At 71.9% G+C, this 25016-nt stretch carries 23 protein-coding genes and 1 pseudogene; 12 read left to right on the top strand and 12 right to left on the bottom strand.

Annotated features, from left to right (window positions below; all coding sequences use genetic code 11):
* Positions 1-27: 27 nt before the first annotated feature.
* Entirely contained in the window at positions 28-786 is a 759-nt protein-coding gene (locus P2L57_RS11470) for a maleylpyruvate isomerase family mycothiol-dependent enzyme (RefSeq protein ID WP_275812261.1), read from the bottom strand.
* Positions 787-832: 46 nt separating this feature from the next.
* Complete coding sequence (locus P2L57_RS11465; RefSeq protein ID WP_275812258.1) at positions 833-2050, bottom strand: MFS transporter; 1218 nt, start codon at positions 2048-2050, stop codon at positions 833-835.
* A gap of 17 nt (positions 2051-2067) precedes the next feature.
* Here P2L57_RS11465 and P2L57_RS11460 point away from each other — a divergent pair, with 17 nt between their 5' ends.
* The 4 genes from P2L57_RS11460 to P2L57_RS11445 all read left to right on the top strand — a co-directional run bounded on the left by P2L57_RS11460 (position 2068) and on the right by P2L57_RS11445 (position 7096).
* Entirely contained in the window at positions 2068-3291 is a 1224-nt protein-coding gene (locus P2L57_RS11460) for an ROK family protein (RefSeq protein WP_275812256.1), read from the top strand.
* Positions 3292-3459: 168 nt separating this feature from the next.
* Positions 3460-3753, top strand: a complete 294-nt coding sequence (locus P2L57_RS11455; protein ID WP_275812912.1) for an SHOCT domain-containing protein — start codon at positions 3460-3462, stop codon at positions 3751-3753.
* The gene (locus P2L57_RS11450) at positions 3750-4526 is read left to right on the top strand and encodes an ABC transporter ATP-binding protein (protein ID WP_275812253.1); all 777 of its coding nucleotides are present in this window, start codon (positions 3750-3752) and stop codon (positions 4524-4526) included. The genes P2L57_RS11455 and P2L57_RS11450 overlap by 4 nt, the downstream gene beginning before the upstream one ends.
* Positions 4523-7096, top strand: a complete 2574-nt coding sequence (locus P2L57_RS11445; RefSeq protein ID WP_275812250.1) for an ABC transporter permease — start codon at positions 4523-4525, stop codon at positions 7094-7096. The genes P2L57_RS11450 and P2L57_RS11445 overlap by 4 nt, the downstream gene beginning before the upstream one ends.
* A 575-nt stretch (positions 7097-7671) precedes the next feature.
* Here the strand turns inward: P2L57_RS11445 and P2L57_RS11440 are convergent.
* Positions 7672-8208 (bottom strand): ATP-binding protein, encoded by a 537-nt coding sequence (locus P2L57_RS11440; RefSeq protein WP_275812910.1) that lies wholly within the window; start codon positions 8206-8208, stop codon positions 7672-7674.
* Positions 8209-8600: 392 nt separating this feature from the next.
* On the opposite strand from P2L57_RS11440, the gene cds1 reads away from it, so the two are divergent.
* Positions 8601-9689 carry an L-cysteine desulfhydrase Cds1 gene (gene cds1 / locus P2L57_RS11435; RefSeq protein WP_275812907.1) on the top strand — a complete coding sequence of 363 codons (1089 nt, stop codon included), beginning with the start codon at positions 8601-8603 and terminating at the stop codon, positions 9687-9689.
* Positions 9690-9785: 96 nt separating this feature from the next.
* A complete protein-coding gene (locus tag P2L57_RS11430) occupies positions 9786-11105 on the top strand; it encodes a GlnX family signal transduction membrane protein (RefSeq protein ID WP_275812246.1) in 1320 nt (439 codons plus the stop codon).
* A 22-nt stretch (positions 11106-11127) separates the two neighbouring features.
* Here P2L57_RS11430 and P2L57_RS11425 read toward each other — a convergent pair whose 3' ends face one another.
* The 6 genes from P2L57_RS11425 to P2L57_RS11400 all read right to left on the bottom strand — a co-directional run bounded on the left by P2L57_RS11425 (position 11128) and on the right by P2L57_RS11400 (position 17378).
* A complete protein-coding gene (locus P2L57_RS11425) occupies positions 11128-11610 on the bottom strand; it encodes an SRPBCC family protein (RefSeq protein ID WP_275812243.1) in 483 nt (160 codons plus the stop codon).
* A 55-nt stretch (positions 11611-11665) separates the two neighbouring features.
* A complete protein-coding gene (locus tag P2L57_RS11420) occupies positions 11666-12535 on the bottom strand; it encodes a DeoR/GlpR family DNA-binding transcription regulator (RefSeq protein WP_275812241.1) in 870 nt (289 codons plus the stop codon).
* Between the two features lie 78 nt (positions 12536-12613).
* Positions 12614-15070: a right-handed parallel beta-helix repeat-containing protein gene (locus P2L57_RS11415; protein WP_275812238.1), complete on the bottom strand. Its 2457-nt coding sequence runs from the start codon at positions 15068-15070 to the stop codon at positions 12614-12616.
* A 203-nt stretch (positions 15071-15273) separates the two neighbouring features.
* On the bottom strand, positions 15274-15876 hold the full coding sequence (locus P2L57_RS11410; RefSeq protein WP_275812235.1) for an Rv1733c family protein: 603 nt from the start codon (positions 15874-15876) through the stop codon (positions 15274-15276).
* Between the two features lie 120 nt (positions 15877-15996).
* A complete protein-coding gene (locus P2L57_RS11405) occupies positions 15997-16821 on the bottom strand; it encodes an MOSC domain-containing protein (RefSeq protein ID WP_275812232.1) in 825 nt (274 codons plus the stop codon).
* 65 nt (positions 16822-16886) lie between these two features.
* Positions 16887-17378, bottom strand: a complete 492-nt coding sequence (locus tag P2L57_RS11400; protein ID WP_275812229.1) for a DUF6643 family protein — start codon at positions 17376-17378, stop codon at positions 16887-16889.
* A 196-nt stretch (positions 17379-17574) separates the two neighbouring features.
* Here P2L57_RS11400 and P2L57_RS11395 point away from each other — a divergent pair, with 196 nt between their 5' ends.
* Positions 17575-18834, top strand: a complete 1260-nt coding sequence (locus P2L57_RS11395) for a TerD family protein (protein ID WP_275812226.1) — start codon at positions 17575-17577, stop codon at positions 18832-18834.
* A 226-nt stretch (positions 18835-19060) separates the two neighbouring features.
* Positions 19061-19852, top strand: coding sequence for a hypothetical protein (locus P2L57_RS11390; RefSeq protein ID WP_275812223.1), 792 nt, complete (start codon positions 19061-19063; stop codon positions 19850-19852).
* 116 nt (positions 19853-19968) lie between these two features.
* Here the strand turns inward: P2L57_RS11390 and P2L57_RS11385 are convergent, their stop codons facing one another.
* Positions 19969-21180: a glycosyltransferase gene (locus P2L57_RS11385; RefSeq protein WP_275812219.1), complete on the bottom strand. Its 1212-nt coding sequence runs from the start codon at positions 21178-21180 to the stop codon at positions 19969-19971.
* 191 nt (positions 21181-21371) lie between these two features.
* Between P2L57_RS11385 and P2L57_RS11380 the strand changes: the two genes are divergently transcribed.
* The 4 genes and pseudogenes from P2L57_RS11380 to P2L57_RS11365 all read left to right on the top strand — a co-directional run.
* Positions 21372-22157, top strand: a complete 786-nt coding sequence (locus tag P2L57_RS11380; RefSeq protein WP_275812217.1) for a glutamate racemase — start codon at positions 21372-21374, stop codon at positions 22155-22157.
* Positions 22158-22212: 55 nt separating this feature from the next.
* Positions 22213-22770 carry a hypothetical protein gene (locus P2L57_RS11375; protein ID WP_275812214.1) on the top strand — a complete coding sequence of 186 codons (558 nt, stop codon included), beginning with the start codon at positions 22213-22215 and terminating at the stop codon, positions 22768-22770.
* Between the two features lie 67 nt (positions 22771-22837).
* Positions 22838-23314: an NUDIX hydrolase gene (locus P2L57_RS11370; RefSeq protein WP_275812211.1), complete on the top strand. Its 477-nt coding sequence runs from the start codon at positions 22838-22840 to the stop codon at positions 23312-23314.
* A gap of 122 nt (positions 23315-23436) precedes the next feature.
* A pseudogene (locus tag P2L57_RS11365) lies at positions 23437-23929 on the top strand (SDR family oxidoreductase); the annotation flags it as partial.
* A gap of 6 nt (positions 23930-23935) precedes the next feature.
* Here P2L57_RS11365 and P2L57_RS11360 read toward each other — a convergent pair.
* Together P2L57_RS11360 and dhaL are read right to left on the bottom strand one after the other, a co-directional pair.
* Complete coding sequence (locus tag P2L57_RS11360; protein ID WP_275812208.1) at positions 23936-24340, bottom strand: PTS-dependent dihydroxyacetone kinase phosphotransferase subunit DhaM; 405 nt, start codon at positions 24338-24340, stop codon at positions 23936-23938.
* A complete protein-coding gene (dhaL, locus tag P2L57_RS11355) occupies positions 24337-25008 on the bottom strand; it encodes a dihydroxyacetone kinase subunit DhaL (protein WP_275812206.1) in 672 nt (223 codons plus the stop codon). The genes P2L57_RS11360 and dhaL overlap by 4 nt, the downstream gene beginning before the upstream one ends.
* Between the last annotated feature and the right edge of the window lie 8 nt (positions 25009-25016).

The following is a 25016-nucleotide window of genomic DNA, read 5'->3' as shown; positions in this document are numbered from 1 at the left end:
GCCACAGTCCCGATTCTCCGGGGCGGCTCAGATGACCGCCGAGGTGTCCCGCCACAGCTCGGCCAGTGAGCCGTCGCCGGTCACGTCGATGCCCTCGTACCCTTCCCGGTTCCACAGCGCGAGGTAGAGCGCGGTGGCCGGGCCGCTGATGGTGCAGTCGGCCGCCCCGGCGCCGGGGGGCGAATCGTCGGCCGTACGTTCCACCCGCGGCGGGTCCTGGGACAGCCGCAGCCACCAGTCGACCGGGCCGGCGGCGCCGTCCACCGCTCGTATCCGCAGAACGCGCGGTGCCTCGGTGCGGACCCTGCTTCGCGGTCGAGCCTGGAACCCGGTCAGCAGCTCGTCGATGCCGTCCACGGCGAAGTCCGTCCGGTACGGGGAGTGGTCCTTGCCCAGCGCGGCCTCCGCGTCGAAACGGTGCATCGCCGTCTCATGCGCCTGCCGCCGGGCCCAGAACGCCAGTGGCGACGGAGCGGGCAGAAAGGCCCAGCAGTCCAGGTCGGCCGGGGCCGCTAGGAGCCCGTCCACCAACTGGCGGTGGCCGTCCCGGAACCAGGAGGCCAGCGCTTCGTCCTCCGGCGCGTTGACCGTCATGCGCGCCGGCTCGGTCGCCCCGGCGACGAAACCGGCCGCCCACCGGTGCACGGCGCCCATGTGCACGACCAGGTCACGCACCCGCCAGTCGGGGCACGTCGGCACGGGCGCGTCCCACCCGGCTCGTTCCGCCGCATCCGCCATCAACTCGCCGTCCCGGCGCAGGGATTCGATGAACTCGGTCGTCTCCATGACCACATCGTGCCATCAGGGTCTGACAACCGCCCGCGCGGCGGCGTCAACGCGAAGCGCGCGGCTCCGCGTTGCGTACCGCGAAGGCGATCAGCGCGGCGATCGCCGCCAGCAGCGCCACCGTGGTCAGCGCCACCGGCAACCCCACCGCGTCGGCGAGGAAGCCGATCGAGGGTGGTCCCAGCAGCATTCCGCCGTAGCCGAGCGTCGACGCGGTGGCGACGCCGCCCGGTCCGGCCAGCGCCCCGGCCCGGGCGATCGCCACCGGGAAGACGTTGGCCAGCCCCAGGCCGGTCACCGCGAAGCCCGCCAGCACCAGCCACGGCAGCGGGGCGAGCGCGCCCAGCAGCATGCCGACCGTGGCGGTCAACCCGCCGAAGACCAGGGTGCGGGTCTGGCCGAAACGCTCCAGCAGCGTGGTCCCGGACAGCCGCCCCACCGCCATGGCCAGCGCGAACGGGGCATATGCCGCCGCCGCGAGTCCGGGCCCGCTGCCCAGGTCCTGAGTCAGGTGCAGCGCGCTCCAGTCGGCGAGCGCCCCCTCGCCGTAGGCCGTGCACAGCGCGATCAGGCCGAAGACCACGACCAGCCAGCGGGCGCCCGGGTGGGAGCGCGGTCGCGGCGACGCCGGGTCCGGCGTGTTGACGTGCGGCACCGGGTGCCGTAGCAGTACCCGCCCCGCCAGTGCGGTTGCCACCAGGGCGATCGGGGTGAGCAGCAGCAGATGCCGGGTGGGGGACAGATGCGGAGCGACGAGTCCGCCGAGTCCGGCGCCCACCAGCCCGCCAAAGCTGAACGCTGCGTGGAACCCCGGCATGACAGGGCGTCGCAGAGCCGCGACCAGGTCGACGGCGGCACTGTTCATGGCGACGTTCAGACCGCCGTAGGCGGCGCCGAAGACCAGCAGCACCAGTCCGAGGGCCATCGCGGAGTGGGTGAGCGGCGGCAGCGCTACGCTGAGCGCCAGCAGCGCCGCACACCCCACGGTGACAGGATGGCTGCCGAACCGGTGGCACAGCCGCCCGGTGAAGACCATCGTGGCGACCGCCCCGGCGGACACACCGAGCAGTGCCAGGCCCAACGCGCCGGAAGAGGCGCCGACTTGGGCCTTGATGGCGGGGATGCGGACCACCCACCCGGCGAAGACGAATCCGTCCACGGCGAAGAAGGCGGTAAGCGCGATGCGTAGTGCGGTCAACGGGGTAGTGGACGGGCTGTGGTCGGTTCCGGTCAGGGCCGTCCGTATTTTGTTTAGCGTCGGCACAAAGTAAGAATAGGACCGTGACGCAGACTCGGACAAGGCTTGAGAGGGGGCGCGCGGCGCTGGGCCCCGCGCTGGCGCTCGTACACACCGGACGCGCGCCCACCCGTGCGGTGCTCACCGCGGAACTCGGGGTGACCAGGGCCACCGCCGGTGCCGTCGCCGCGGAACTCGAAACCCTCGGGCTGATCCGGGTGGACACCCGCCCCACCGTCGAGGCCGGTTCGCAGGGCCGCCCCTCGCACCGGCTCCAGGTCGACCCCGACGGACCGGTGGTACTCGCCGCACAGGTGCACGCGGACGGCTTCCGCGCCGCCCTCGTCGGCCTCGGCGGGCGGATCGTCGCCACCACACCCGGCTGTATGACGGTGCCCGCAGACCCGGCGCACGTCCTCGGACTGGTGGTCGAGGCCGGCGCGGAACTGCTCAAGTCCACCGGCCGCGACTGCGTGGGCGCCGGACTGGCGGTGCCGTCCGCGGTGGCCGAGCCCGAGGGCACCGCGCTCAACCCGCTCCACCTCGCCTGGCCCGCCGGTGCGCCGGTGCGCGACGTCTTCGCACAGCAGATCACGGCGCACGGAGTCACCGCTCCCAGCGGTGCGCCAGTGGCGTCCTTCGTGGGCAACGACGTCAACGTCGCCGCCCTCGCCGAGCACCGGCACGGCGCGGGACGCGGTGCCCAGCACCTGCTCGTGGTCGCCACCGGGCACCGTGGTGTGGGCGGCGCCCTGGTGCTCGACGGCCGTCTGCACACCGGCAGTTCGGGCCTCGCCCTCGAAGTCGGCCACCTCACGGTCAACCCCGAAGGCCGCCCCTGCCACTGCGGCAGCCGTGGCTGCCTGGACGTGGAGGTCGACCCGGTCGCCTTCCTGGAGGCCGCGGGCCGGCCGGCGGGCCCGGAGGTGTCGCTGCTGGACAGCTCCGTCCGGCTGCTTCGCGAGGAGTACGACGATCCACTGGTGCGGGCCGCCGCCGATGCACTCATCGACCGGCTCGGCCTGGGACTCGCCGGACTCGTCAACGTACTGAACCCCGACCGCATCGCCCTCGGCGGCCTGCACCGCTACCTGTTCGAGGCCGATCCGGAGCGGCTGCGCGCCGTGGTCGCCGACCGCAGTCTGTGGGGACGCAGCGGCTCGGTGCCGATCCTGAGCTGCTCGCTCGACCACAACAGCCTGGTCGGCGCGGCCGAAATGGCCTGGCAGCCGGTACTCGACGACCCGCTGGAGGCACTCGCCGGGTAGCACGCCCGGCCGGTGCCCGTACTCCCCGCAAGGTAGGCACAGTGGCGTCGGCCGTACGACGACCAGGACCGCTCGGCAGACGACGCTCGATGGTGTCCGCGACCAGACATGGCCGCGGACCGGAGACCGGTCACCAACCCGACCGGCGTCATCGAGGAGTTGAACGTCATGAACGTCCTGGCAGGCCCCTGGCACGACGGTGGACCCGGACCATGGATCCTTTTCTTCCCGCTGGTGTGGGCGGCGGTCGTCATCGGTGTGGTGACCGTCTTGCGCCGCACCGTGTGGCGCGGCCGAGGCGGCCCCTGGGCGCGGCGGTTCCCCGCGCGACCCGACGAGCAGTCGCCGCTGACCGTGCTGGGACGCCGGTTCGCGGCCGGTGAGATCGACGAGGACGAGTACTGGCGCAGGCTCTCCGTCCTCGACGAGCAGTTCGGCGGCCAGCACGGCGGTACGCGATGACCGCCGCGGACACCGTACGGACCATCGCGCCCGCCGCCCAAGTGCGCGACGCCGTCAAGGTTTACGGCAGCGGTGACACAGAAGTGCGGGCACTCGACGGGGTTACCGTGGACTTCCCCGCAGGACGCTTCACCGCGATCATGGGCCCCTCGGGCTCAGGCAAGTCCACGCTGATGCACTGCGTGGCCGGGCTTGACACCCTCACCTCCGGCTCGGCGTACATCGGCGACACCGAGCTCGGGACGCTGGGCGACCGCCAGCTGACACTGCTGCGCCGGGAACGGATCGGCTTCGTCTTCCAGTCGTTCAACCTGGTGCCGACCCTCACGGTCGCCGAGAACATCACCCTCCCGCTCGATCTCGCCGGTACCCGCCCGGAACCCGGCCTGATCGACGAGTTGATCGATGTCATCGGGCTACGCGACCGGCTGAGGCACCGGCCCAGCCAGTTGTCCGGAGGCCAGCAGCAGCGGGTCGCCGTGGCCCGAGCGCTGGCCGGACGGCCCGATGTGGTCTTCGCCGACGAGCCGACCGGGAACCTCGACTCGCGCTCCGGCGCGGAGGTCCTCGAACTGCTCGGCGACGCCGCCCATGGCATGGGGCGCACCGTGGTGATGGTCACCCACGACCCGGTGGCCGCGAGCCACGCCGACGAGGTGCTGTTCCTGGCCGACGGCCGATTGGTCGACCGGATGGAACGTCCCACCGCCGACCGGGTTCTGGACCGAATGAAGGAGTTTGACGGGCCGTCGCGACAGGAGGCCCGGTCATGATGGCCATCAACGGTGGCCGAGCGAGCCTGCGACTGAGCGTCGCCTCGCTGCGCGCGCACCGGCGTCGCTTCGCCGGAACGTTTCTCGCGGTCCTGCTCGGCGTGTCGTTCCTGGCCGGGACGATGATGATGGGCGACACGCTGCGAGCCAGTTTCAACACGCTGTTCGCCAACGCGGGAGGCGGCCGGGACGCCGTGGTGCGCAGTTCGGACGTCATCTCCGTGTCCGGCAAGGGCCAGGGCGTACGGCAGCCGGTGGACGCCACGCTTGTGCGGCAGATCCAGAAGGTGCCGGGCGTCGCCGCCGCCGCGCCCGACATCGAGGGCGCCGGGCAGCTCATCGGCAAGGACGGCCAGCCCATCGGCGGCAAGGGCCCGCCCACCATCGCGGGCAACTGGATCGCCGACAGCAAGCTCAACCCGTACCAGATCGCCCAGGGCCACGCCCCGCAGGCGCCCGGGCAGGTGGTCGTCAGCCGTGGCACCGCGACCAGGGGGAACCTGCGCATCGGCGACACCACCGTGCTGCGCACCCCCGATCCGGTGCGGGTCACCATCGTCGGCCTTGCCACCTTCGGCGGACAGGACGGCATGGCGCAGGCCACCTACACCGGGATGACGCTCGGCGACGCGGAGAAGTACCTCATGCCGCGGCCCGGCGATGCCTCCAGCATTCCGGTGCGCGCCGACTCCGGCGTCAGCCAGCGGCAACTCGTCGACCGGATCGCCCCGGTGCTGCCCAAGGGCGTTGAGGTGATCACCGGCGAGCGTGCCACGGCCGAGAGCCAACGGGACGTATCCGGCCAGTTCCTGTCCCTGTTCACCACCTTGCTGCTGGTGTTCGCCGGTATCGCACTGCTGGTGGCCACGTTCTCCATCCACAACACCTTCGCGATCGTGCTCGCTCAGCGCACCCGTGACAACGCGCTGCTGCGGGCGCTCGGCGCGTCCCGGCGCCAGGTCCTCGGCTCGACGCTGGTGGAGGCGCTGGCGGTGGCCGTGATCGCGTCAACCGCTGGGCTGTTCGGCGGCATGGGGATCGCGGCCGGGCTGCAGGCGCTCTTCCCGGCCGTCGGATTCCCCTTCCCCTCAGGGAACTTGGTGATCTCCACAACCTCGCTGGTGCTTCCGCTCGCGGTCGGCGTGCTGGTGTGCGTGGGTTCCGCGCTGCTGCCCGCCGTACGGGCCGGGCGCACCGCGCCGCTCGCCGCGCTGCGGGAGACGGCCGTGGACGAGTCGGGGACCTCCCGGCTACGGGCGGTGGCGGGCGTCTCCGGAATCGCCGCGGGCGTCGCGCTGACCGCGCTCGGTGCCTCCGGCACCCCGTCGGTGCTGGTGACCGCGGCGGGGGCGGCGCTCACGGCTGCCGCCTTCATCGTCCTCGGACCGGTCGCGGCGGGTTACGCCATTCGGGTGCTCGGTGCGCCGCTCGCCCGGCTGCGGGGTGTTACGGGAGCGCTTGCCAGGCGTAACGCGCTGCGCGGTGCCAAGCGGACGGCAGCCACCGCGACCGCGCTGATGATCGGTGTCGCCGTGGTGACCCTCTTCACGGTGTTCGGCGCCTCGCTCAAGGCCACCTTGAACCAGACCGTCTCCCGGTCCTTCGCCGGGGATGTGGCGGTCAGCGCTCCGGCGTTCGGCGCGGGCGGCAGCGGACTGAGTCCGAAGCTCGCCCCCGCCCTCGCGAAACTCCCGCAGGTGAACACCGCCGTCGGACTCGGCAAGGGGGTGGCCCGGGTCGATGGGGCCGGTCGCCAGCTGACTGTCGCGGACCCGGGCGCGCTCGGGCGCGTCCTGGACCTCGGGAAGGTCGACGGCTCACTTAACGGGCTGGGTACCCAGGCCATCGCGGTCTCCAGCGGCCAAGCCGCCAAACACCGCTGGCGGGTGGGATCCACCACGACGCTGCGCTTCACCGACGGCAGCGCACAGCGGTTCACGGTCGGTGCTGTCTACCAGCAGGGCGATCTGGCCGGGGACTACGTGATCGCGCGTCAGGCATGGGAGCCACACCGGACCCAGGACACCGACACGCTCGTCGCGGTCTCCTTCCGGCCCGGGGTGTCGGCGGCGGACGGCAAGGCCGCCGTCGAGCACACGGCCGCCTCGTACGGGAACCCCACGGTCCAGACCCGGGCCGAGTACGCCAAGTCCTCGGCGTCCGGCATCAACACGATGCTCACCCTGGTCTACGCGCTGCTGGCGCTCGCCGTCGTCATCGCCCTGCTCGGCATCACCAACACGCTCACCCTCGCGGTGTACGAGCGGACGCGTGAACTGGGACTGCTGCGCGCGGTCGGACAGACCCGGGCGCAACTGCGGGCCATGGTGCGGTGGGAGTCGGTGCTGGTCGCCGCGTTCGGCACGGTCGGCGGGCTGGGGCTCGGCGCCTTCCTCGGCTGGGCACTGGTGCGCGCCGCGGACGCCACGGGAGCCACCGCCTTCGCGATTCCGCCGGTCCAGCTCGTGGTCGTGCTGCTGGTCGGGCTGGTGGCCGGTGTGGTCGCCGGGTTGCGTCCGGCTCGGCGGGCGGCGCGCCTCGATGTACTGCGCGCCGTCGCCACCGAGTGACCTGCGGTCCGCTGCCCCCTGGATCCCCCGGCCCGGCCGTGCCGGCGTACCCGGCGGTTTCCGCCGGGTACGCCGGGTGTCCTGGCCGGGGGAGTGCTGCTCGGGGCGCAGGGCCGGTCCGAGGCTCTCCGCCGGGCCGCGGGCGGTTCGGCAGCGCCGGTTCACGCCGCGCACTGCCGTCCGCGGTGCTGTGCACCGTCGGTCCGCGCCGTAGGGCTTCTCGCCGGTATGGCGGGTGGTGCCGCGGTGGAGCGAGCTGGTGGTTGCACGACATGTCGGGGCCGAGGGCCTGTCCGGCGGGCTTTGCGATCGCGGCGTCGCGAGCTGCGGTGTTTGCCGTCGATGCGCCGGGAGTCGCGGTGGTGGCTGCGTCGTCCCGGGGGCGGGCGGATGGGCCCGTGAGGCCGGTTCGGCACCGCCGGCCCGCGCCGTGGACCCCTTCGCCGTCGCGGCGGCAACGAGGCCACCGCGATGGTGAGCGACCAGAGCGACCAGAGCATCCGGGGCGACCACGATGCCGCACAGCGGCGGTCGCACGATCAACCGCCCCGAGGACCAAGATCCGCCGGGCAGGCCTACGCGAGGGAGGCCGCGATCGGCAGCGTTCGCTTGCCGAGCGAGATCACCGTCGGCGTGGGAACGCCGACCGCGGCGCGCACCGGTGCCGCGACGGGCTCCCGGACGGCGACCGCCACGGGCTTGGGCGGGGGGTCGGTTCTGCTGAGCGAGAACCACACCACCTTGCCGCCGCCGTTGCCGTTCGGGCGGGTGCCCCAGCCGTCGCTGAGCGCGGCGAGCATGACCAGCCCGCGACCCGAGGTGTCCAGCGCGTCCCGCCGCAGGGCGATCAGCGGCGGGCGCGGATCGTTGTCAGTGACCGATACGGTCAGCCGGTCCCGGTCAAAGGAGAGCTCGACGGTGCAGTGCTTATCGGGCTGGGCATGGCGGTGCACATTCGCAAGTAGCTCGGTGATGCCGAGCAGGGTGGTGTCGAGGAGCGGTTCCAGGTCCCAGTACCGAAGCTGTGCAGAAACGATTCGGCGGACCTGTCCGATCCGATGGGGCAGTGCTTCCAGCCGTACTGCGCACTGCCGGCTGTGCTGGGTGGTGATCACGGCTGCGACTCCCTCCGCGGCGGGGCCGACCTCCGGGACCGTGCCCCGTCCCGCTCGATTGGGAAAGCCTGTGCGGGAGCACTCAGAGTGACTGATTCTGTACTCCGTGTGCGTGACCAGGTTCGCCCCGGGGGGCGCATTCCGCAACTCCCGCTGTGCGGACCCTCGCCATTTCGCCGCCGTACGCCTCAAATGGCACTTGCCACGGACAGTCCCGCGCCACCGCGCCGATGAGCGGTGGCGCGCTCGTCGGCCGACGGCTGCCTATGATCGTCAAGTGCCCGGCAGTGCGGCCGGGGACGGCTATCAGCGGGAGGCGGACGCCAGTGGACACCGTCGAACACGCCGACAGCGGTGGTGCCAGCGGCAGCCACCAGCCCCTTCCCACGATGGACGTGGACCGCTCCGATCAGCAATACCGCATCTGGCTCAAAGAAGCCGTCCGCCAAGTCCAAGCCGACGCCAACCGCAGCGCCGACACTCATCTGCTGCGCTTCCCGCTCCCTGAACACTGGGGAATCGACCTGTACTTGAAGGACGAGTCCACCCATCCCACCGGCAGCCTGAAGCACCGGTTGGCGCGATCGCTCTTCCTGTACGGGCTCTGCAACGGCTGGATCCGGCCCGGCCGCCCGGTCATCGAGGCGTCCAGCGGATCCACCGCGGTGTCCGAGGCGTACTTCGCCAAGCTGACCGGTGTGCCGTTCATCGCGGTGATGCCGCGTAGCACCAGCCGTGAGAAGCAACGGCTCATCGAGTTCCATGGCGGCCGGTGCCATCTGGTGGACGACCCGCGCACGATGTACGAGGTCTCCGCGCGGCTCGCGAAGGAGACCGGCGGCCACTACATGGACCAGTTCACCTACGCCGAGCGCGCCACCGACTGGCGCGGCAACAACAACATCGCCGAATCGATGTACCAGCAACTGCGCAAGGAGCGCTATCCGGAACCCGTCTGGATCGTGGCCACCGCGGGCACCGGTGGCACCTCGGCGACCATCGCCCGCTATGTCCACTACATGCAGTACGACACCAGAGTGTGCGTCGCCGATCCGGAGAACTCCTGCTTCTTCGACGGCTGGTTGAGCGGCGACCCGGACGTCTCGTGTGAACGCGGCTCCCGGATCGAGGGCATCGGCCGTCCCCGGATGGAGCCGAGCTTCGTACCGGGCGCGATCGACCGGATGATGAAGGTGCCCGACGCCGCCTCCATCGCGGCGGTACGGGCACTGGAGCGGGCGATCGGCCGGAAGGCGGGCGGTTCGACCGGTACCGGACTGTGGGGCGCGCTGCGGATCGTCGCCGAGATGCTGGCCGAGGGGCGCACCGGAAGCGTGGTCACGCTGCTGTGCGATCCTGGTGACCGCTACCTCGACAAGTACTACTCGGACGAATGGCTGGCGAACGAAAGCCTCGACATCACCCCGTACGCGGCGGCGATCGACACCTTCCTGGCCACCGGCGCCTGGCCGAGCTGAACCCCCGCTGGTTCGGAGCGCTTTCGTGACGGGTGAGTCACCTGGAACTCCCAGGAACGTCACCCTCCGTACGGAAAGCGCTCCTACCGTCCCGGCATGAACTATGGCCGACGACGCGCGTCCCGGCTGACCGGGCCGGTGCGACTGATCGTCCAGGCCGTGGCAGCGCTGCTCGCCATCGGCGCCCTGTGCGCCGCCGCCGTGCTCGGCTTCTCCACGGCGCGCACCGGTACCGCCGCGCTGCGCGAAGCGGTGGAGGGCCGGGCCGCCGTCGCCGCGGAACTCCACTTCGCCCTGGCCGACCTGGACGCCGAGCGCGCCGACGAACTCATTCCGGGCCACGCCGTGGACCAGCCCGAAGTACCGGTCGGCAACCGGCTGTTGGCGCTGATCACCGCCAACCAGCGGCGCACCGAGATCAGCGGGCTGGTGCGGCAGCTCGGCGGCGACCCCGCGCAGGGCGCACGGGTGCGGGAGGTGTTCGACGCGCTGGGCCGGTACGACGAGCTGAGCGGACAGGCGGAGTACGCCGACGACCAGGACGCCGACCGGGCGGCGGGTCATCCGCCGACCTCGGCGGTCAACCTCTCCGCGCAGGCGGGCGCGGTGATGCACGACCAACTGCTCCCCGCAGTGGATGCGTTGAACCAGACCTACCAACGGCAGGCGGCCGATCTGCGCGGCTCGGTCCGCGACGGGGAGCGGCGTGACGCCGTCGTGCTGGGCGCCCTCGGTGTCCTTGCGCTGGGCGTGCTGGTGTGGTGGCAGCGCGATCTCGCCCTGCGGTACCGGCGACGCGTCAATCCGGCACTCGCCGTGGCCACACTGACCGTGCTGGCCGTCATGGTGGTCGGGACGGCCGGTCTGCTGGCGGGCGCGGGCGAGGTCGACCGCGCGGGCGCCGAGGGGCTTGGACCGTGGTCGAGGCTGGCCGAGGCCCGTACGACCGCCGCTGACGCGGCCGCCGCGCAGAGCCGCTGGTTCGTCCAGGCCCCCGGTGCAGCCGCTGCCTACCGCGACGACTACAACACCCAGATGGGGCGCCTCGACGGGCTGCTCACCGCGGGTCCCGGCACCAGCGCGGCCGAACTGCCACAGTACGCGGCGGTGTTGAAGCCGCTGGCGGCCTTCCGCGCCGATGACCAGACCCTGCGCGGACTCCTCGCCGCCGGGCGGCTCGATGACGCGGCGGTGGTCCTCACCGAGGTGGGACGCGATCATGTCGCCTTCGACTACTGGGACTTCGCGACCCGCCTTGACGCGCTGGAGCAGACCCGGCGCGCCGACTTCGAGGCACGGATGGCCGCCGCGGGCCGTGCACTGGACGGCTGGCCCGCGATCCCGGTCGGGACGCTGGTCGGCGCGGCGGTGCTGGTGCTGGCGGGAGTACGGCCACGTCTCGCCGAATACCGGTAGGGCGGCAGGCCCGCGAAGGGGTTCAGGCCGTGCTGCGCATGGTGGTCAGCCTCCGGTCGAGGGTGTGCACGGCGTCCCGGAAGGCATGGCCGAGTCCGGGGCGCGCGTACCGCAGCAGGACGCGTACCGACGCGGGTGCGTCTGCGGCGAAGGTCCACTGGACGCGGGTGCCGCCGGAGGACAGCGGTGTGATCCGCCACTCCTCGGCCAGGGCGTCGACGCCAGGCACATTCGTCTCGTCGACGCGGTACACGTACCGCTCGTCCTGTTCCGCCGCCAGCACGGTCTCGGTGAAGCGGACGCCGCCCATCAGCCCGATCTCGCGCCCGCCGTCGGTGGGCCGGGCGGAGACCACCGCCCGGTACCAGGCCGTCCAGCCCTCGGTGTCGGCCGCCAACGCCTGGTAAACCGCCGGGGGTTCGGCGGCGATACCGGCTGCGAAGACCTGTCGCACCTGAGCCGAGGTGATGAAGTCGAGCCCGACGGGGCGGAGTCGGCGCGCCATGCGGTACCTCCGGGAGGGAAGCGGGCGTTGGCGCCGTACGATACCTGACGCACAATTACATGTCTGCGGGCTCGTCCGGTGCCGGACCCGGTGCGTCCGGTTCGCCCGCGACCACCAGGTCCGCCAGATGCTCGGAGATCTCCGCGCGCAGCACCTGCGGTATACCGGCGTCCGTCACCAGGGTGTCGACCTCCTCCAAGGTGGCGAACGAACTCAGTCCCACCGTGCCCCACTTGGTGTGGTCCGCGATCACCACGACCCGGCGCGCCGAGCGTACGAACTGCCGGTTGGTCTCGGCCTCCGCCAGATTGGGCGTGGACAGGCCCGCCTCCACCGACAAACCGTGCACACCCAGGAACAGCACGTCGAAGTGGAGCGAGCGGATCGCCCGGTCCGCGACCGGCCCCACCAGCGAGTCCGACGGTGTGCGGACCCCGCCGGTCAGGACCACCGTCGCGGCACCGGCCCGCGCGGCGGACTGGGCGCTCACCCCGCCGCGGCGCTGACCGGCGTGGAAGACATCCGCCACCCGCACCGAATTCGTCACCACGGTCAGATCCGGCACGTCCAGCAGATGGTGCGCCAGCGCGTACGTGGTCGTGCCGCCGGACAGGGCGATCGCGCTGCCCGGCACCACCATGGCGGCCGCCGCTCGGGCGATGGCCTCTTTGGCACCCTGCTCCAGGCTGGACTTCGCCTCGAAACCCGGTTCATGGGTGCTCGCCTCGGCGACCGGGACCGCGCCTCCGTGCACCTTCTCCACCACGCCCTGGTGGGCCAGCGCGTCGAGATCACGGCGCACGGTCATGTCCGAGACGTTGAGTTTCCGGGTCAGCTCATTGACCCGGACGCCGCCGCGCCGCCTGACCTCGTCGAGGATCAGGGCGCGCCGCTGCTCGGCCAGGAGGTTCTGATTGTCGCCCACCTGTTCCCCCGTCCCTTTCCTTGACCTGCTGTTCCGCCGCCCTGCCAGGGCCATCTTCGCACGTGGCCGGTACCGGGCTCAGGGCAGTTCCGGGAGATCTTCCGCGTAGAGGAGCTGCAGGTCGTCATGGGTCGGGGCGGCGAGCTGCGCCACACGTCCGGCGTGCCGCTCGACCATCGCCTCGAAGGTCAGCCGGGCGGTGCGGCCGTTGCCGAACGTCGGCCCCTTGGGCAGTGCGGTGAAGTACTTCAGCAGTGCCTCGTCGGTACCCCCGCCGAGCCGGTACTCGTGCTCGTCCGCCTGCGATCCGACGATTTGCAGCAGTTCCTCGGGGGTGTAGTCACCGAAGGCGATGGTGCGCGAGAAGCGCGACGCCACGCCGGGGTTGGAGGCCATGAATCGCTCCATCTCCGCGGTGTACCCCGCGACGATCACCACCACCGCGTCACGGTGGTCCTCCATCAGCTTCACCAGGGTGTCGATCGCCTCGCGGCCGAAGTCGCGTCCGGAGTCCTCCGGCGCGAGGGCGTACGCCTCGTCGATGAACAGCACACCGCCGCGCGCCCGCTCGAATGCCTCCTGGGTGCGGATGGCGGTCGACCCGATGTGCTCGCCGACCAGATCGACCCGGGAGACCTCCACGAGATGACCGGTGTCCAGCACCCCGAGCGCGGCGAGGATCTCTCCGTACAACCGGGCGACCGTGGTCTTGCCGGTGCCGGGGGAGCCGGTGAAGACCAGATGGCGGCGGAGCGAGGGGGCCTTGAGCCCGGCCTCCTGGCGGCGGCGGCCGACCGCGATCAGGTCGATGAGCGCCCGCACCTCCCGTTTGACGTTCTCCAGGCCGACCAGCGCGTCGAGTTCACCGAGGACGTCGTCCGAGGAGCGGCTGGTCGTCGGCTGCACGGGCGGCGGCGTTGTGGCTGGTTCCGCCGCACGCGGTTCGGGCACGCCGCCGAGCAGGCCGTAGCTGCGTACGGTCGTGGCACGCGCGGTGGTCGGGGGTGTGGCGGGGTGCGGGGGGAGGCCGTCGGCGTTGCCCGCGGCGGCGTCCGGGGCCGCGCGGCGCTCCGCGCTCTCGTCGCTGGTGCATCCCTCGACGATGGGGCCCGCCTCGGAGAACTCGTACCCGCCTCGGGCGCAGCGCTCGGTGCGGCACCGGCTCACGGTGGACCGGCAGCCGTCGATGATGTGGAACCCGTAGCCCCGGCTGCCGGTGACGGTGCAGCCGGTGAAGGTGCCGCGGCCGCCCGCCGAGACGTAGAACCCGGACTCGGTGGGGTTCTCCACCGTGCACCGCTCGATGGCGGGATCGGCGCCCTTGGTGACGATGACACCGGTCGCGGTCGCGTCGATGGTGCACGCGGCGAGTGTGCCCCCGCTGCCGTGGTCACGGAACCAGGCGCCGGTGGCGGCATCGCGGATCCGGCAGTCGTCGAGCTGGACCGTCGCGCCGTCGCTCACCGACACCGCGGTGTTGCGGACCTGTGAGATGTCACTGTCGACAACATCGGCGCGTGAACCGCGGTCCAGGACGAACAGCGCGTCCGGTACCTCGCGCACCCGGCAGGACTCGAAGACGGCAGCGGCTCCGTCGCTGATCCAGACGGCCGGATAGTCGCCGGTGCTGTCGTGGATCTCGCACCGGTTGGCGTCGGCCCGGGTGCCCGGGTCCCAGACCGACAGGCCGTTGCGGCCGAACTGCCGCACGGTGGAACGGGTCAGCGTGAGGACCGAACGGGAGCGCAGGTCGATCGCGTTCTCCGGCACGTCGTGGACGTCGCAGTCGGACATGGTCAGTACCGCGTCGGTGTCCAGGGTCACCCCGTCGCCGGTGGTGCGGTGCACCTGGCAGTCGGTGAGGTGCCCGGTGGCGCGCGAGGCGACCTGGACTCCGGTGCCCTTGATCTCGTAGACCTCGCAGCCGACGGCCTCCGCGCTGGTGCCGTCACCGGTCACGGTCAGGCCCGCGCCGGTCGCGTGGTGGATGCGGCACCGCTCCAGGCGCGGTGCGGCACCGCCGCGTACCGCGAACCCCGACTGCCCCGCCGCTATGACCTCGCACTCCTCGAACACCCCGCCGGAGCCGTCGAGCACGCTCACTCCGAGCCCGGCCGGGTTGTCGACCGTGCAGCGGCGTACGGTCGGGCGCGCGCTGTCGCGCACCTCTATCCCGACCGCGGAGCGGGTGATCACCCGCAGGCTCTGCAGTTCGGGGGCAGACCCCTCGACGAGCAGCGCGGGGGCGGAGGTGTCCTGGCCCTCGATGTGCAGGTCCTGCACGGTGGCGGAAGCACGAACGGTCAGCGCGACACCACCGGGTGGAGCGATCCGCACCGAGCCGGGGCCCTCGGCGCCGCGCAGCGTCACCGCCCGCTGGACGACCAGGTTCTCCCGGTAGGTGCCCGGAGTGATCGCGACGACATCGCCGTCGCCCGCCGCCTCCAGGGCCGCGGCGAGGGTTTCGTACTCGCCGGTGCGGCGCCGCCACCGCGACGTGCTGGTGTGCGTCACCTGAGCCACGCCCTGTGCCATGGTGCTGTTCTGCCCCCCACCTCTTGCCTTGGGACCCGTCCCTGCGACCGGTGCTCCACCGTAGCGTGCGCCAAGCGGACCAACGCACGTGAGAGGCTTGGGAATAAGCACAGTTGGGGGAGTTCGGGCGGACAATCACCCCTGCCCGATCGGCCGCCGCCGCTGTCGCGACAGGTGTGATGATGCCGACGTTCGCCGCCGGGTCAGCCGCCCGCACCCGCCCGTCCCCAGTCCTCGCTCACCCGGGCCCACTCACGTGCCCAGTCCGCCAGCCGCCGGCGCATGATCCGCCAGCCCAGCAACTGCCGGGCCCCGCAGGCGAGTGCCGCCGCCGCGCCGCCCACGCCGAAGCCCGCGGCCACCGCGTTGGTGGTCGCCGTCGACGCGTCCAGCGGCCGCTCGGTGAGCCGACCGCGCCGGTCGGTCCACACCGCCAGCGGATCGCCCACCGCATGCCGTGCCTCGATCCTCACCACTCCGGTGCGCGACGATCCGTCCGGGGTCCGCCAGCGCACCAGCGCGACGCGGGTGCCGTCCTGGCCGTGCGCGGCCTCGGAGTCGGCCACCGGAGCGGGGTGCCGGTCGATGTTGATCACACGCGCGGTCGTCCGGTGCCGTTCGGCCCGCTGCCGCTGCATGGTCCGCTGAAGGTCCGAGCCGACGCTCTTGCCCGCCGCCAACCCGGCCACGGGCGCCCCGATCACCACCAGACCCACGGTGACGAGGCTCGCCCACGCCTCGATCACATCGCTGCGGCGCCGCAGCTGGTTGCGCCGCCAACGCCACAATCCCGGAATCGGTCGCATCGCACCACACCCCCTTCGCACGTCCAAGTACCGCACACGGCACGGCGTACGCGCGGGGCGGGCCGGAAGTCAGCCGAAACACCCCACTAAGGGGCGTGGCCACAGCGCCGCCTTGACGCGCTACTCCAGCACCGAGAACGGGTCATCGACCCGAACGGTTCCGCGGTTCTCCGGAATGAGGTTCTGTCCGAAGACCAACTTGTCGCCGAACCGGCGGTGTTTGGCCAGCGTGCGCAGCGGTTCCCGGCCCCGCTCCGTGGTCTGCTGGTCGGTGGTGGTGATGATGCAGCGGGAGCACGGCTTGACGACGCGGAAGGAGACCTCGCCGATCCGGACCCGGCGCCAGCCGTCCTCCGCCCAGGCCTCGGTCCCGGTCACGACGGCGTTCGGCCGGAACCGGTTCATCGGCAGCGGCCCCTCCTCGGGGTACCCGCCCTCGGCTATGAGGGTGTTGAGGGCGTCCAGGGACGCGGTGGAAGTAAGCAGCAGCGGATAGCCGTCCGCGAAGCTCACCGTCTCACCGGGCAGCGCGTACTCGGGATCGATCGGGCGGCGGCGCGCCGGATCGTCGAGGTGCACCAGCGCCGCCTCGTCGTCCAGGAACGCGCTGAACCATGCGCCCGCCTCTCGCCCGGCAGGCACCGCCTCCACCTTGTCGCGCCAGATCTGCACCGTGGTGGTGCCGACCGGTTCGGGTACGGCGACCGACAGCGGCGGCATGCCGGGTGCGCTCACCCGTATCCCGCCGTCCTGCAGTGTTTCGGCGTGGATCAGCGCCAGGCGCGACGACTGCCGCTGGGTGAGGAACCGGCCCGTGCCGTCCACCACCAGCCACCGGCGGTCCCCGGCGAGCCCCCACGGCTCGACGGCCGCCTCGCCGGGGTTCAGCCCGCGGACGGACTTGACGGGATAGATGTGGAGCGCGCTCAGGCGTGGAGTCCTCATACGGCCATGGTGCCAGCAGCCCCTGACAGTACGGACGCGGTCCGAGCGCCGGTGCCCGGCCGTGCTCAGTACCCCTGGCCGTTGTACGGACGGCGGTACTGGTACTGGTCGTCCCCGAAGCCGCCGGGGACCTGGCGCGGGGGCACCGGGCGCGGTACGACGGGCCGTACCGCCTCGTACCCGTTCGGGCCGACGCCCTGCTGCGGGCCGGGGCCCTGTGCCGGATACCCGCCGGGGTAGCCGCGCGGGGCGGTGGCCTGCTGCGGGATGTACGGCGCGGGCGCCGGCTGGGGTTGGTAGGCAGCGGGCTGCGTGTTCGGCAGGTAGCCGGTGTACGTGCCCTGCTGGGGCGTATAGGAGGACGGCCCCGAGGGAAGGGCCGGGAGTGCCGGGAGCGCGGGCAGATGGCTGCTGCCGGTGTCATACGGCGAAGGGACCCGGATGGGAGCGATCTGCGGGGTGCCCCGCTCTGCGACCAGGCTGTCGTAGATGGGGGTGTCCGGGAAGGACGACGAGGCGTAGTAGCCGCCGCCGTAGGTGCCGCGGGGGGTGGTCATGCTCCATAAGTTAAGCCCACGATGTGCTGGAAGGGGAGTCCGGTAAGAGGGTTGTTTGAGGCGTTGTGAGTGAACGTTGATCCCCAATGCGAGCGAATCCGTGAAAATCGGTCGCCGGGCGGTGTTTTGATCGTGTAAAAGCCAGCCTTTAAGGGGAGTTGCCGGGGGTGTCCCGGGCTGTACGAAGGGGGAGTCCATGTCGATGGTCAAGGGGGCCAATGTGCCCGTGCCCGCGCACGTGGTGCGGGTGGAGCTGGGTCGGCTGGCGAGCCCCGGAGCACCGCGGGCCAGTGCCTGCGCGCTGCTGCTTACCGGCGCAGGGGCGGGTTCGGCGGCGGATGTCGTCTCGTTCGACCGGCCGCGGCACCCGTCCGGGGCGGTGCGCCATGAGGGCGGGCGCCAGGTCGGCGGGCAGTTGGTGGACAGCCTGCTGGTGGACCTGGCGGGCGTCGAACCGGCCGTCGAGGCCATCGTGCTGGCCGCCTGTGTCGAAGGCGGAACGTTCGGCCAGGTGCCGGGGCTGAACATCCGCGTGACGGACGCGGTGGACGGCGGGGAGATCGCGCACTTCGAGAGCGCGGGTGCCACCGTGGAGTCCACGCTGGTGCTGGGGGAGTTGTACCGGCGCTCCGGACAGTGGCGGTTCCGGGCCGTCGGCCAGGGGTACGGCACCGGGCTCGCCGGACTGGCGGCGGACTTCGGGATCGCGGCGGACGCGCTGCTGGCGCCCGCGTATCCGGCTCCTCCCGAGCCTCCCGTGCCCGCCGCGCGGCCGCTCGCCCCCGCGCCGCCCTTGACGCCACCCGCGCCCACCGTGCGGCTGACGAAAGTCACCCTGACGAAGGACGCGCCCTCGGTCTCGTTGACGAAGCAGGGTGGCACGTCGGGGGCCATGCGGGTCAATCTCAACTGGCAGATGCGCCAGCAGGGCAAGGGCTGGCTGCGCAAGGCGGGGATCACGGGTTCGCACTCCTCCGCGATCGACCTCGACCTGTGCGCGCTGTACGAACTCACCGACGGAACCAAGGGTGTTGTGCAGGCGCTGGGCAACGCCTTCGGGGCGGTGGACCGGCCTCCGTACATCCACCTGGACGGCGACGACCGCACCGGCGCGGTCGACAGCGGTGAGAACCTCACCATCAACCTCGACCACGGACGCTTCTTCCGACGCATCCTCGTCTTCGTCACCATCTACGAGGGCGCCCGGAGCTTCGCTGGGCTGCACGCCATGACCACGCTGCGGCCGCAGAACGGCGCGCCGGTCGAGTTCTTCCTGGACGAGTGCACGGTGCCGTCCACCGTCTGCGCACTGGCCCTGATCAGCAACGAAGGCGGGGAACTGGTGGTGCGGCGGGAGGCCCGCTACCTCGTCCCGCGGCCGGGTGTGAGCCCGCAGCGCACCGTCGACCAGGCCTACGGATGGGGCATGAACTGGACACCGGGGCGTAAGTACTAGTCCATCTGGTGTGCCGTCAGAAAAATTTCTGATGGCCCTTTAGGATGCCTCTGACCAGGTGAAATGTCAGGAAATGGGGCATTAGATGCGATCTTCTTCACCCTTATGCCGATCTTAAGTGGCGGGGCGTCAGGACCCTACATATCGTCAGATGTGACGGGGCGTAGTTATGTGACTACGTAGACGGTATGGGTCTGCGGCTGCGCCCGGGAATCGGAGATCGCATATGCGCACTATGCGCCTGGCAACCGCAGCCCTCGTGGGTGCGGCCTCTGTCATCAGCCTCACCGTTCCGGCGGCGTCCGCGCAGGACGGCGTCGACCAACGCCGGGAACACCGGCGCGCCCACATCCGTGTCCACCCCAAGGTCGCGTGGTCGGGTGAGCGGGTCCACGTCAGGGTCCGCTGCCCCCGGGCCCAGGCGGACGACGTCCGCACCATCCGCGCCTTCTCCGAGGCGTTCCGTCGCGACCACATCACGCTCCACCGCGACGGCGTCTTCAACGGCAAGCGCCTGTACGTGGGCTCCGGCAAGGTCGAGTACAAGCACTGGGGCCACCGTCGTGAGGCCGACCGCGACGACCGCTGGGGCGGCTGGGTCGGCCCCCGTCGCCACCACCACCACCGTCACCACCGTCGTCACCGCAGGCACTTCCTGATCACCGGGCGCTGCCCGCGTGACGGCTTCTTCCGGACCCACATCCAGGTAATCGAGCGTCGTCACCGTCGTCACCACCACCGCCACCACGGTTCCGGGGGTGGCTTCTACAACGGTGGCGGCTTCAACGGTGGGGGCTACAACGGCGGTGGCACCACCAGCACCAGCGGGACCAGCGGCTCCACCGGCTCCACCGGTAGCGGCCGCAACCGCAGCTACCCCAGCGGCAGTGTCCGCGCCGGTGAGGGTGGCTCGGTGAACAACGGCAACGCGCTGGAGACCGGTGCGGGCGGTGCCCTCGCCGCAGCGGCCGTCGGTGGTGGCGCCTGGGCGCTGCGCCGTCGTCGCACGGGCGAGTAAGGCCTGGGTAGCAACAGGGCCAGACGCCTGACGAACCGTTTCCTCCGGCATCCCTAACACGTGGCCGTCCCGGACCCAGGGTCCGCGGACGGCCACGTGCCGTGTACCGGCCGAGCTCACTCGGGCCGATCGTCCCCCGGCGCAGCGGCGGTGGGGAAAGCCGCGGCCTCCTGATCGGGACGCGGGTAGGTACGGCCCTTCCACGCCGCACCCCGCCCCCGGTAGTGCTGCACCGCGGAGTCGGCCGTCATCGCCGCGTAGAGCAGCGCCGTGAACGGCAGCAGCGGCGCGAGCCACAGCGGTTGCCGGTAGTACCGCAGCATCGGCAGATAGGTGCCCGTCATCACCACCCACCCCGCGGCGCCCGTGGCGCACAGCACTGCGTCCCCCGCCACCGCGCCGCCGACCGCGGCGACCGGCGGCACCACGTAGACCAGCAGCAGACCGGCAAGAGTGGCCATCAGCAGCGGGGGACTGTGCCGCAGTTGGGCGTACGCGCTGCGCGACACCATCCGCCACAGCTCTGACAGCCGCGGATACGGGCGCACACTGTCCACCCGGTCGGCGAGCCCCAGCCAGATGCGGCCGCCCGACCGCTTGACCGTCCGTGCCAGCGACACATCGTCGATCACCGCGTGCCGGATCGCCTCCGGGATCCGCGCCCGTTCCGCGGCGGCGCGCCGGATCAGTACGCAGCCCCCGGCCGCCGCGGCGGTGCGGCCGGGCCGGTTGATCCACCGGAACGGGTAGAGCTGTGCGAAGAAGTACACGAAGGCCGGAACGATCAGCCGCTCCCAGACCGTCTCCACCCGCAGCCGCGCCATCTGCGAGACCAGATCGAGGTCCGAGCCGACCGCCGACGCCACCAACTCCCGCAGCGAGGACGGCTCATGGGCGATGTCGGCATCGGTGAGCAGCAGGTACTCCGCCTGGTACGCGGCGGACGCGACCGCCATCCCGTGCCGTACCGCCCACAACTTGCCGGTCCAGCCCGCAGGCGGCTCGCCCGGCGAGGTCACGGTCAGCGGCAGCCCGCCGTGCTCGTCGGCGATCGCGCGGCCCAGCGCGCCCGTGCCGTCCGAGCTGCCGTCGTCCACCAGGAACACCTCCGCCCGGCCCGGATACTCCTGCGCGAGCAGCGAGGGCAGGCCCACCGGCAGCACATGGGCCTCGTCCCGCGCGGGCACCACCACGGCCACCGTCGGCCAGGTGTCCGGTTCGGCGCGTGGTGGCAGGCGTACGTCGGTGCGCCAGAAGAACCCCTGTGCGAGCAGCAGCCACAGCCAGCAGAGCAGCGAGACAACGGCGATCACGGTCCACAAGGTCACCGGCGCAGTCTGTCGCACCCCGGGCCCGCCTCGCCCGCCTTTGGCGAGGACGGGCGCGAGGGCCGCACACGCGAGGCGGGCCATGAGCCGATAAGGCGATCTATTAGAGTTGCCCGGGCGGTGTCCGGCCGGGCGCCCCTGATGGTCAGGTCGGACCGCAGCGACAACACGACACCGGAAGGCACGCCGCAGTGAAGATCGCGCTCATGGACTCCGGTATCGGTCTGCTCGCGGCGGCTGCCGCGCTGCGCCGACTGCGCCCCGACGCCGATCTCGTACTCTCCTCCGACCCGGACAGCATGCCCTGGGGGCCGCGCACCCCACAGGAGGTCGCCCAGCTCGCGCTGGCTTGCGTGAACGCCGCCGCCGCGGAGCGGCCCGACGCGCTGATCGTGGCCTGCAACACCGCTTCCGTGCATGCCCTGCCCACCCTGCGGCAGCGGCTGGAGCCAGAGATTCCGGTGATCGGCACCGTCCCGGCCGTCAAGCCCGCCGCGGCGGCCGGCGGCCCGCTGGCGATCTGGGCGACCCCGGCGACCACCGGCAGTGACTACCAGCGCGACCTGATCGCCGAGTTCGCCGACGGGGTGCGGGTCACGGAGGTGCCGTGCCCGGGCCTCGCGGACGCCCTGGAGCACGCCGACGAGACCGCGATCGACGCCGCCATCGCCGCCGCCGCCCAGCGCACCCCCCGCGATGTGCGCTCCGTCGTGCTCGGTTGCACCCACTACGAGCTGGTCGCCGACCGCATCCGCGCGGCCGCGCAGCCGCCGGGCGCCCCCGAGATCGCCATGTACGCGTCGGCCGACGCGGTCGCCGCGCAGGCGCTGCGCCGGATCGGCGCTGTCCCCGCGCCCGACGCCGAGCCCAGCGGCAGCCTCACCGTCATCCACGGTGGCCGCCCGCAGGCGCTTCCCGCCGCGGCGCTCGCCTACGCCGAGGGCCGGGACCTGACCGGGGCGGCCGCCACACACTGAGTGCGGTTCCGCACACTGAGTGCCGACCCGGCTTACTCCGAGTACGCTCCGAGACATGGACGACTCCCGCAGTGCCGGGGCCGCGAACAAGCCCGTGCCTGAGGTCTGGACCGGGCACGCCACCAACCGGGCCCAGTGGGTGCTGGCTGCCGCGGGCGCCGGATGCGTGGCGCTCGGTATTGAGCTGGCCGTCGAATCGCCCTGGACCTCGGGGATCGCCCCGCTGGTCATGTCGGTGGTCGGCTGCCTCGCGGCCGGGCTGCTGGTGCTCTTCGGGACCATCGCCTTCACGCATGTGCGGGTACGGGTGGACCGCGAATGCCTTGAGGTGCGGTGCGGCCACATCGGCCTGCCACGTCGCCGCATTCCGCTGGACCAGGTGGACTCCGCCCACCTCGTGCCGTGGATCAGCCCGCGCCACTGGGGCGGCTGGGGATACCGCTGGCGCCCCGAGATGGGCACCGCCGTGGTGGTGCGGCGCGGGCCGGGCCTGGTGCTCGACCTCGGCGACGGCCGCCGGTTCACCGTGACGGTCGATGACGCGGAGGACGCGGTGCGTGCGATCCGCACCCGGTTGCGGACCCGGCCCACCCGCGCGCTCGGCGACGCCTGAGACGTCGGGTCCGAGCCCGCCGACTGAGCGTCACTTCTCTGTCAGCTGTCCCTCGTATGCTCGGCGAATGGCGATACCTGAATTCCTGCGCGAACTACGGACCAGCATCGGCCAGCAGTTGGTCTTCCTGCCCGGAGTCTCCGCCGTCGTCCTGGACGAGCGGCGGCGGGTCCTGCTGGTGCGCCGCTCCGACAACGGCCAGTGGACGATCGTCGGCGGCATCCCCGAACCCGGTGAGCAGCCCGCCCAGGCGGCGGTGCGCGAGGTGTACGAGGAGACGGCGGTGCACGCGGTGCCCGAGCGGGTGATCAGCGTCTACTCCGAGGAACCCACCGTCTACCCGCACGGCGACCAGGTGCAGTTCATGACGATCACGTTCCGCTGCCGTGCGGTGGGCGGTGAGGCGAGGGTCAACGACGACGAGTCCATCGACGTCGGCTGGTTCGCGCTGGACGAGCTGCCGCCGCTCGGCGACGGCTGCTTGGCGCGCATCCGCATGGCGCTGGATGACGAGCCGACATGGTTCGAACAGCCACTGCGGTAGGCCTGCCCGGCCGGGGTTTTGGCGCCGGTGGCGGTGGTGGCGCTTGGCCGCCGGTCCGCGTTGGGGGGTACCCGCCGCGACGCGGACCGGCGGTCGCCCAACCACCGCAACCCAGCCGAGCGCGGCCCATCGAGGAGGTCCCGCCCGACGTCTTCTCGACCGTGCTGCGCATCATGCTGGAGGCGCCGTTCCGCCTGGTGCGCGGCGCGCTGCCGCACATGTACGCGCAGCGGTGGGGACGGATCGTCAACGTCTCCTCCGCACACGGACTGCGCGCTTCCGCGTACAAGTCGGCGTATGTCGCGGCCAAACACGGCCTCGAAGGGTTCTCCAAGGTCACCGCACTGGAGGGTGCCGCGCACGGCGTCACCTCCAACTGGGTCAGCCCCGGCTATGTGCGCACGCCACGGGTGCAGCGCCAGACAGCCGATCGCCGCGGTCCACGGCATCACCGAGGATGAGGTCATCAGCGACGTCCTCCTCGCCGACGCCGCGGTGAAGCGGCTGGTCGAGCCGGAAGAGAGGGCGGAAGCGGTTGCCTATCTGCGCACCCCGCAGGCCTCCTTCATCACCGGCTCGTCCCTGACCATGGACGGCGGCTGGACGGCCCACTGAGCCCGATCACGTCTTGCGGTAGGCGTACGCCTCCTCGGCCGCGGCGGCCACCGCCGCGGCATCGCCCCCCGCCGAGGCGGTGACCACGGCGGCCACCGCGCCCTCCAGGAACGGCGCGTCCGCCTGCCGGGTCCCGTCCGGCAGTTCCTTGTCCTCCAGCAGCGCCTTGACGGTCAGCACGGCGCTGCCCAGGTCGGCGATGACCACGACACCCGCACCGTCGTCGACCCCGCGCACCGCACGCTTGATCAGTTCCGCGCTGGTACCGATACGGCCGTCCTCGGTGCCCCCGGCCGCGGCCACCGCCGCTGTGGCGCCACCCGCCGCCAGAGCCCTGGCCATCTCCGCCACCGACGTGGCGACATCAGCGCTGTGCGACACCAGGACCACACCGACTCGCTGACCCGTCATGCGGTATCCGCTCCCGCCGCCTCCGCGAACGCGGCGATGAGCAGCGCGGCCGACGTCGCTCCGGGGTCCTGGTGGCCGATGCTCCGCTCGCCCAGATAACTCGCCCGGCCCTTGCGCGCCAGCATCGGCACGGTCGCCGCGGCGCCCTCGTCGGCCGCGGTACGGGCCGCGGTCAGCGCCGCCACCAGCCCGGAGCCGGAGCCGAGGGCGAGCCCCATCGCCTCGACCGCGGGATACAGCGAGTCCAGCATCGTCTTGTCACCGCGCTCGGAGCGGCCGAGCTGCGCCACCGCGTCGATCCCGGACCGCAGGGCCACGCGCAACTCCTCGGCGCTGACGGTCGGTTGGTCACCCAGTGCCTTGCCTGCCCGGCGCAGCAAGGTGCCGTACAGCGGACCGGCGGCGCCGCCCACCGAGCTGATCAGCTGGCGTCCCACATGGGTGAGGATCTCGCCGGGGGTGTCGGAGGGCTCCTTCTCGACGGCGGCGGACGCGGCCGTGAACCCGCGGTGCATGTTGATGCCGTGGTCGGCGTCGCCGATCGCGGAGTCCAGTTCGGTGAGCCAGCCGGACTTGTGCTCGATCGCCGACGTGGCGAGGCTGAGCCAGCGCCGGACGAATTCGGTGTCGATCACCGGATCGGGGGTGCTAGATGCGGATGCGTTCATTCCGGGTG

Origin of the sequence: Streptantibioticus ferralitis, from assembly GCF_029223525.1 — a bacterium.
GTDB classification, from domain to species: Bacteria; Actinomycetota; Actinomycetes; order Streptomycetales; family Streptomycetaceae; genus Streptantibioticus_A; species Streptantibioticus_A ferralitis.
The sequence above is the reverse complement of the archived record's forward strand: the minus strand, read 5'-3'. Positions and strand labels throughout refer to the sequence as shown.